The organism is Streptomyces sp. NRRL F-525, from assembly GCF_000716605.1.
Lineage (GTDB): Bacteria > Actinomycetota > Actinomycetes > Streptomycetales > Streptomycetaceae > Streptomyces.
In genome coordinates this window covers 1-9522 of record NZ_JNXE01000081.1, presented here as the reverse complement: position 1 = coordinate 9522, position 9522 = coordinate 1, and the positions used below count along the sequence as shown (strand labels likewise).

General features: G+C 72.2%; 1 protein-coding gene and 1 pseudogene. Both read left to right on the top strand.

From position 1 onward, the window contains the following. The first annotated feature begins 130 nt into the window (after positions 1 to 130). A complete protein-coding gene (locus OO69_RS49720) occupies positions 131 to 7534 on the top strand; it encodes a type I polyketide synthase (RefSeq protein WP_051801861.1) in 7404 nt (2467 codons plus the stop codon). 69 nt (positions 7535 to 7603) lie between these two features. After that, a pseudogene (locus OO69_RS51110) lies at positions 7604 to 9522 on the top strand (type I polyketide synthase); the annotation flags it as partial.

Sequence of the window (9522 nt, the reverse complement as noted above, 5' to 3'; positions counted from 1 at the left end):
GTTGGATGTGGCGCTTGCGGATCCGGCGGGTGAGGGCCGTGGGGATGCCGGGGAGGGTGTGCATCTGCCGTTCGGTTGGAGTGGGTTGCGTCTGCATGCTGCGGGTGCCTCCGCCCTGCGGGTGCGTCTGATGCGGTCCGCCGCTCACACGCTGTCTCTTGAGGCCGCCGACGGGACCGGTGGTCCGGTGCTCAGTCTGCAGTCGCTGGTCTCCCGGCCCGTGCCGGTCGAGCAACTGGGCGGGACGACCGCCGACGGCAGCCGCGGCGCCCTGTTCGAGGTGGAGTGGACCGAGCTGCCCGGCAGCGCGGCCCCGGGCATGGAACTGCCGCCCGCCTGGGTGCCCGTGGCCTCCCCGGACCACGTTGCCATGCTGAACAACGGTGCGGGCATTCCGCCGGTCGTCGTCCTGGACGCCGCCGGTGACGGTTCGGACGACGACGAGGCGCTCGCCCTGACCGGTCGTGTTATGGAGGTCGTCCAGGCGTGGCTGGCCGCACCTGGCCTGGACGATGCCACGCTGGTCGTGGTCACCCATGGCGCGGTACCGGCGGGTGACCACGCCGCCCGCGTCGCGGACCCGGCCGGCGCCGCCGTCTGGGGCCTGACACGGGTCGCTCAGTCCGAGCACCCGGACCGGCTCGTGCTCCTCGACACCGATGCCGCACCCGGCACCGACGTCGAACCGGTGCTGGCCGCCGTCCTCGCGACCGGTGAGCCCCAGGTCGCCGTGCGCGGCACCGCGCTCTTCGCCCCCCGGATCGCCCGCTCCGGCCCCGGCTCCGGCACCCCCGTCACCTTCGCACCGGACGGAACGGTGCTGATCACCGGAGGCACGGGCACACTCGGCGGCCTGGTGGCCCGGCGACTGGTCGCGGAACACGGCGTACGGCATCTCCTGCTGGCCGGACGGCGCGGTCCCGACGCCGAGAACGTCGCCGAACTGACCGCCGATCTGGCGGAGTCGGGCGCATCGGTGGCGGTCGTCGCCTGTGACGTCACGGACAGGGACGCCGTGTCCGAGCTGTTGGCGGCCGTACCGGCGGAGCATCCGCTGACCGGGGTCCTGCACACGGCCGGTGTCCTGGACGACGGGGTGATCAGTGCGCTGACGCCCGAGCGGCTGGCCCACGTGTTCGGGCCGAAGGTCACGGCCGTACGGCATCTGGACGAGCTCACCCGTGAACTCGCCCCGGAACTCAAGGCGTTCGTGGTCTTCTCGTCCGCCGCCGGAGTGTTCGGCTCGGCGGGACAGGGCAACTACGCCGCGGCGAACGCCTACCTCGACGCCGTGGCGCACCGGCGCCGCTCGGACGGTCTGCCCGGCCAGTCGCTGGCTTGGGGCCTGTGGGAGCAGGCCACCGCGATGACCGCCCATCTGGGAGACACCGACGGGGCGCGCGTGAGCCGGAGCCGAAGCCGGGCCCTGACGTCGGCCGAGGGCCTGGACCTGTTCGACGCCGCACTGCGCAACGGCGAGGCCCTGCTGGTCCCGATCAAGCTCGACCTACGGTCGATGCGCGCCGACGCGACCGCCGGCGGCGCGGTCCAGCCACTGTTGCGGGGTCTGATACGGGTCACCCGGCAGACCGCCCGCCCCGCCGCCGAGGGCGACGGCACCGGTGGCCTGGCCGCCCGGCTCACCGGACTGACGGCCGACGAGCAGGAAACACTGCTCCTCGACCTCGTCCGTACGCAAGCGGCGACCGTCCTCGGCCACGCCGGACCTGACGGTGTACCGGTCGAGACCGCCTTCCGCGAGACCGGATTCGACTCGCTCACCTCGGTCGACCTGCGCAACCGGCTCCGCGAGGCCACCGGCCTCAAGCTGACCGCCACCGTCGTCTTCGACCACCCGACGCCGCTCGCACTCGCCCGCCATCTGCACGATGAACTCGGCGTGTCACCGGAGACCGCGGCCCCGGCATCGCCCGCCGCGCCCGCGGCGGCACCGGCCGATCCCGGTGAGCCGATCGCGATCGTGGGCATGGCGTGCCGCCTGCCGGGCGGAGTGGCGAGCCCCGAGGACCTGTGGCGCCTGGTCAGCGAGGGCCGGGACGCGGTGTCGGGCTTCCCGGAGGACCGTGGTTGGGACCTCGAGGGTCTGTTCGACGCGGATCCGGGCAAGGCGGGTACGTCGTACGCCGACCAGGGCGGGTTCCTTCAGGGAGCCGGTCTGTTCGATCCGGGATTCTTCGGGATCTCGCCGCGTGAGGCCCTCGCCATGGACCCCCAACAGCGGTTGCTGCTGGAGACGTCGTGGGAGGCACTGGAGCGAGCCGGTATCAACCCGGGAACGCTGAAGGGCCGTGATGTCGGGGTGTTCTCCGGCCTGATGGGCCAGGGCTACGGTTCGGGCAGCGACGTGCCCGCCGAACTGGAGGGCTTCGTCACGACCGGTGCCGGCACCAGCGTGGCGTCGGGGCGTGTGTCGTACGTGTTCGGGTTCGAGGGCCCGGCGGTGACCGTCGACACGGCCTGCTCGTCCTCGCTCGTCGCCATCCACCTGGCCTCGCAGTCGCTCCGCCAGGGCGAGTGCTCGCTCGCCCTCGCCAGCGGCGCGGCCGTCATGACCAGCCCCGGGGCCTTCGTTCAGTTCTCGCGGCAGCGGGGTCTGGCGGTCGACGGCCGGTGCAAGTCGTACGCGGACGCCGCGGACGGTACGGGCTGGGCCGAGGGCGCGGGCGTGGTCGTACTGGAGCGTCTGTCGGAGGCGCGCAGGAACGGGCATCGGGTGCTGGCGGTCGTACGGGGTTCCGCGGTGAACCAGGACGGCGCGTCCAACGGTCTTACGGCCCCGAACGGCCCTTCTCAGCAGCGGGTGATCCGCAAGGCGCTGGCCGCGGTCGGCCTGTCGACGTCGGACATCGACATGGTCGAGGGACACGGGACGGGCACGGTCCTGGGCGACCCGATCGAGGCACAGGCGCTGCTGGCCACGTACGGGCGGGATCGCGATCCGGAGCGCCCGCTCTGGCTGGGCTCCCTGAAGTCGAACATCGGCCACACCCAGGCGGCCTCGGGTGTCGCCGGCGTCATCAAAACGGTGGAGGCGCTGCGCCATGGCGTGATGCCGCCCACCCTGCACGTGGACGTTCCGTCGTCCCAGGTGGACTGGTCGGCTGGCGCGGTCGAACTGCTCACCGAGGCGCGGGCGTGGCCCGAAACCGGCCGACCGCGCCGGGCGGGTGTCTCCTCCTTCGGGCTCAGCGGGACCAACGCGCACCTGATCCTGGAGCAGGCGCCACAGGACGACTTCGCCGAACCGGCCGCAACGCCGACCGGGGGCGCGGTGCCCCTGGTCGTATCGGCGAAGAGCGCGGGTGCGCTGGCGGGCCAGGCCGAGCGACTGGCGTCGTTCATCCGTACCGCTGATGGTGCGACCCTGCCGGAGATCGCGGGGGCGCTGATCGGGGAGCGGGCGCTGCTGTCCGAGCGTGCGGTGGTGGTGGCCGGTTCGCGGGAGGACGCGCTTGCCGGGTTCGGCGCGCTGGCGCGGGGCGAATCGGCCGACGGGGTGGTGACGGGCAACCGGGGTTCGGCTGTTCGTACGGTGGTGGTGTTTCCGGGTCAGGGTTCGCAGCGGGTCGGGATGGGGCGTGAGTTGTATGCGCGCTATCCGGTGTTCGCGGAAGCCTTCGATGAGGCGTGTGCCGTGCTGGACGCGCAACTGTCGGGCTGGGTGGAGCATCCGGTCAGGGATGTGGTCCTGGGTGATGCCGGTGATTTGAGTCGGACGGTGTTTACGCAGGCGGGTTTGTTCGCCGTGGAAACTGCGTTGTTCCGGCTGGTGGAGTCGTGGGGTGTCAAGCCGGATGTGGTGATGGGCCACTCCATCGGTGAGATCGTGGCGGCCCATGTCGCCGGGGTGCTGTCGCTGGCGGATGCGGCTGCGGTGGTGGCGGCTCGGGGCCGGCTGATGCAGGCGTTGCCCTTGGGTGGCGCGATGATTGCGGTGGCCGCGTCGGAGGACGAGGTCGCCGGGCTGTTGGGTGAGGGTGTGGGCCTGGCGGCGGTCAACGGTCCCGCGTCCGTTGTCCTTTCCGGTGCAGAGGACGCTGTACTGGCGGTGGTGGAGAAGCTCGGGGATCAGGGCCGTAAGACGAAGAGGCTGAGCGTCTCTCACGCGTTCCATTCGGTGTTGATGGAGCCGATGCTTGACGAGTTCGCCGCTGTGCTGTCTCAAGTGTCGTGGTCGGAGCCGGAGTTCCCGGTGGTGTGCAACGTGACGGGGCGGCTAGCCGAGCCGGGTCAGCTCACCGATCCGCAGTACTGGGTCGACCACGTCCGCCGTCCCGTGCGTTTCGCCGACGGTGTGGCGGCCGCGGCCGGCGACGGTGATGTGGTTGTCATCGAACTGGGCCCGGGTGCGGCCCTGTCGAGTGTGGTGATGGAGTCGGCGGGCGATCGGGCGTCGTGTGTGGCGGCTCTGCGGGACGGTCGTCCCGAGGCGCAGACCCTCCTCGCCGCTACCGCCGAGGTCTTTGTTCACGGCGGGTCGGTCGACTGGGCGAAGGTGTTGCCGGTTGCGGGTGCTTCGCATCTCGACCTGCCGACGTATGCCTTCGACCACCAGCACTACTGGCTTCGGCCCGGCGTCAGCACGGACGCGGCCTCTCTCGGGCAGGGCAAGGCCGACCACCCGATGCTCGGTGCGGTGGTGAGGCTTCCGCACTCCAACGGGCTGGTCTTCACCTCTCGACTCTCCCTGCGCACGCACGCGTGGCTCACGGACCATGCCGTCGACGGGGTCGTCGTCGTCCCTGGCGCTGGACTGGTCGAGTTGGCGGTCCGGGCCGGTGACGAAGTCGGCTGCGGCACGCTCGAAGAGTTGGTCATCGAGGTGCCCCTGGTCGTCCCCGCGCAGGGCGGTGTCCGCGTCCAGGTCGCAGTCGGCGGACCGGGCGCGAACGGCATGCGGAGCATCGACATCTACTCGACCCGTGAAGGCGCGGAGGCCGACTCCACGGACGGTGAGACATGGGTCCGCCACGCCACCGGTGTCCTCGGGGCGGTGGCCAAGGCAGCCGTCAGCGCACGGGCCGACTTCGCCAGCTGGCCCCCGCCCGGGGCCCAGAAGGTCGATGGGGAAGGCCTGCACGCCGACCTGGTCGCCCATGGCTATGAGCACGGCCCGGTGTTCCAGGGCCTGCGGGCGGTGTGGCGGCGTGGTGAGGAGGTCTTCGCCGAGGTCGCTCTGCCGGAGGAGCAGCGGGAGAGTGCTGCCCGGTTCGGTATTCACCCTGCTTTGCTGGATGCGGCCCTGCACCCGGTGCTGCTGTCGGGCGCCACGCCGGAAGACCGCGAGCGGACCTGGCAGCCGCTCGAGTGGCGTGGGCTGACGCTGCACGCCGTCGGCGCCACGGCGCTTCGGGTGCGGATCGCTCCGCAGGGGCCGGACGCGCTGTCGCTGACCGCCGTCGACGAGACGGGCGGTGCGGTGCTGTCGGCCGACTCCGTCGCGCTACGACCGGTGTCCGCGGCCGAGTTGGAGGCCGCGGCGGGCACCACGAGTGACGGCGGGCCCGGGCTCTTCCGCGTCGAGTGGACCACGCTCTCAGAGCTGCCGTCGCAGAGCGCCGGGGCGGTTGTGGCCTCGGAGGAGCGCCCGGTGACCGTAGCCACCCCGGAGGACCTGGCGGCTCTGACGGGCGGGGCGGATGTGCCACCGGCGGTGGTCCTGGAAGCCATCGCCGGTGGGGCCAGTGTCGTGAGCGGTGAGGACGAGGGAGTCCTTCCGGCCGTGGTCTCGCGGGTCCTGGCGGTGACGCAGGCGTGGCTGGCCGACGAGACACTGGAGAGTTCCCGGCTCATCGTCGTGACCCGTGGCGCGATGCCCGCGGGCGGTGACGCCGCAGCGACCGACCCGGCCGGTGCGGCCGTCTGGGGCCTGGTTCGTGCCGCCCAGGCAGAGAACCCGGAGCGGATCGTCCTCCTCGACCTGGACCCGGCGGCGCCCGACTCCACGGCCTCCACCACCCCGGGCCCCGTCACCCTCGGTTCCACTCTCCTGGACGCCGTCCTCGCGAGTGGCGAACCGCAGGTGGCGGTCGTCGGTACGGCGCTGACCGTCCCGCGCCTTGTCCGTACGCCGGTGCAGCAGCCGGGACAGCCTGCCGCCGCCCTCCCCGAGCGGCTCCCGCTCGACCTCCACGGCACGGTTCTCGTCACCGGCGGCACCGGATCGCTCGGTGCCCTGACCGCCCGCCACCTGGTCGCGGAGCACGGTGTCCGGCACCTGGTCCTCGCGGGGCGGCGAGGGCCGGAGGCCGACGGCGCGACGGAACTCGTGGCGCAGTTGACGGCCGAGGGGGCCGAGGTGTCGGTCGTGGCGTGCGACGTCACCGACCGGGACGCGGTCGCCGCGCTGCTGGCCTCCGTACCCGCCGAGCATCCGCTGACCGCGGTCGTCCACGCCGCCCGGGTCTTCGACGTCGGCCTGATCGGCGAGACGACCCCGGAACGGCTGGCCCAGGTCTTCGCGCCGAAGGCCACCGCGGTCCGGCACCTGGACGAGCTGACCCGTGAACTCGCCCCGCAACTCAGGGCGTTCGTCCTCATGTCGTCCGCCTCGTCCGTCTTCCTGGGCGCGGGTACCGGCGCCTACGCGGCGGCGAACGCCTACGTCGACGCGGTGGCCCACCGCCGCCGTGCCGAGGGCCTGCCCGCCCTGTCGCTGGCCTGGAGTCCCTGGGAGCAGCTCGCCGCCCCGGAGCCCACTGCCCCCGACGGCGCCCCGGCGACCGGCCCGGACCGGACCGGGCGCCGCGGCGGTGTGGAACCCCTGACAGCGGCCGAAGGCATGGAGCTGTTCGACGCGGCTCTCAGGGTCGGCGCGGACGACGCCGGTCTCGACACAGGCCCCGGCAACAGCACCGCCCTCCTCGTACCGGCCAGGCTCGACCTGCGGGCGGTCCGGGCCGACGCCGTGCTCGGCGGGGGAGTCCCGCCGCTGCTGCGCGGACTGGTCCGCCCCGGCCGGCAGCAGGCCCGCACCGGCGCCGGTGACGGCGGCGGACTGGTCGCACGGCTCGCCGGTCTGTCGGTGACCGAGCAGCAGGCTCTGCTGCTCGACCTCGTACGCGGCCAGGTGGCGATCGTCCTCGGCCACACCGGTCCGGAGCAGGTCGGACCGGAGACGGCGTTCAAGGACACCGGCTTCGACTCGCTCACGTCGGTCGAACTGCGCAACCGGCTCCGCGGCGCCACGGGGCTCTCCCTCCCCGCCACGGTGGTCTTCGACTACCCGGCGCCGCTCTCCCTCGCGCGGTACCTCCACGGTCGGCTCGACCCCACCGCACAGTCCACGCCCGGAACGCATCCGCTGCTGGCCGAACTGAGCAGGCTCGAAGCCACGTTGGCCGAGACGCCCGCCGACGACTCGGCCCGCGCCCAGGTCGCTACCCGGCTGCAGGGCCTCCTGACCGCCTGGTCGACGGCGAACGGAACCCCGCCCGCCGAGGAGGAGCTCGACTTCGACGCCGCCTCCGACGACGAACTCTTCGACCTCATCGACACGGAGTTCGGCAACTAGCAACCGCCGACCCGTCCGCCGCCCCGCAGCCGCTGACCCGACGCCACAGCCTCTAGGAGCCGAACCTCAATGGCGGATGAAAGCAAGCTTCGCGACTATCTCAAGCGCGTCCTCGCCGAGGCACGCCGCTCCCAGCAGCGTGTGCTGGAACTTGAGGCCGAGAAGTCGGAGCCGGTCGCGATCGTCGGGATGGCGTGCCGGCTTCCGGGCGGGGTCGCCGGACCCGAGGACCTGTGGCGACTGGCCACCGAGGGCCGGGACGGGGTCTCCGGCTTCCCCACCGACCGCGGCTGGGACCTTGAGAGCCTGTTCGACGAGGACCCCGAGCAGAGCGGCAAGTCGTATGTGACCCGCGGCGGGTTCCTGCACGAGGCCGGGCTCTTCGACGCGGGCTTCTTCGGGATCTCGCCGCGCGAGGCCGTGGCGATGGACCCGCAGCAGCGCCTGCTCCTGGAGACCTCGTGGGAGGCCATGGAGCGAGCGGGCGTCGACGCGACCGGACTCAAGGGAGCGGACGTCGGCGTCTTCGTCGGTGTCATCAACGAGGGCTACGCCACTGGCGGTCCGATCCCGCCCGAACTGGAAGGCTTCACCGGAACCGGCACCACCGGAAGCGTGGCCTCGGGCCGCATCTCGTACGTGTTCGGCTTCGAGGGCCCGGCCGTCACCGTCGACACGGCCTGCTCGTCCTCACTCGTGGCCATGCACCTGGCCGTGCAGGCGCTGCGCCGCGGGGAGTGCTCGATGGCGCTGGCCGGCGGCGCGACCGTGATGGCCGGCCCAGGCATGTTCATGGAGTTCTCGCGCCAGCGCGCTCTTGCCGCCGACGGCCGTTGCAAGTCGTACGCGGATGCCGCCGACGGCACCGGCTGGGCCGAGGGCGCGGGCATGGTCGTCCTGGAGCGGCTGTCGGAGGCACGCCGGAACGGCCACCGGGTGCTGGCGGTGGTGCGGGGTTCGGCGGTCAACCAGGACGGCGCCTCGAACGGCCTGACGGCCCCGAACGGTCCCTCTCAGCAGGTCGTCGCAGGTGGACTGGTCGGCGGGTGCGGTGGAGTTGTTGACGGAGGCGCGGGAGTGGCCGGTCACGGGTAGGCCGCGTCGGGCTGCGGTGTCGTCTTTCGGTGTGAGCGGGACGAATGCGCATCTGGTTCTGGAGGAGCCGCCGGCCGGGGAGGCGGAGCCGGTGGCGGTTGGTGCTCCGGTGGCTGATGGTGTGGTGCCGCTGGTGGTGTCGGCGCGGAGTGTCGGTGCGTTGGCGGGTCAGGCGGAGCGGCTGGTGTCCTTCGTGGAGGCAGGTGAGGAATCGCTGTCGCGGGTGGCTGGTGCACTGATCTCTCGGCGGGCGGTGCTGTCCGAGCGGGCGGTGGTGGCGGCTGGTTCGCGGGAGGAGGCGTTTGCGGGGCTGCGTGCGCTGGCGCGGGGCGAGTCAAGTCCTCTGGTTGTCACCGGTGGTGGGAGTGCGGTGGCTGCTGGTCGGACGGTGTTGGTGTTTCCGGGTCAGGGTTCGCAGTGGGTTGGTATGGGTCGTGAACTCCTGGATTCCTCCCCGGTGTTCGCGGAGCGGGTCGCCGAGTGTGCGGCGGCGCTGGGGCGTTGGGTCGACTGGTCGCTCGTGGATGTGCTGCGGGGGGACGCTCCGGCTGAACTCCTGGAGCGGGTCGATGTGGTGCAGCCCGCCAGCTTCGCCGTGATGGTGGGTCTTGCGGCTGTGTGGGCGTCGGTAGGTGTGGTTCCCGACGCGGTGATCGGCCATTCCCAGGGTGAGATTGCCGCTGCGTGCGTGTCGGGTGCGTTGTCGCTGGAGGACGCTGCCCGGATCGTGGCGGTGCGCAGTCAGGTCATCGCCGGGAGCCTCGCGGGTCGTGGGGGTATGGCGTCGGTGGCGCTGGCGGAGGCCGACGTCGTGGAGCGTTTGGAGCGCTGGGCGGGCCGGGTTGAGGTCGCGGCGGTCAACGGGCCGACGTCGGTGGTCATCGCCGGTGACG

What these genes read in the sequence shown, in the direction of transcription:
- OO69_RS49720 (WP_051801861.1), top strand. Translation starts at nt 131, where the DNA reads ATGCGGTCCGCCGCTCACACGCTGTCTCTTGAGGCCGCCGACGGGACC.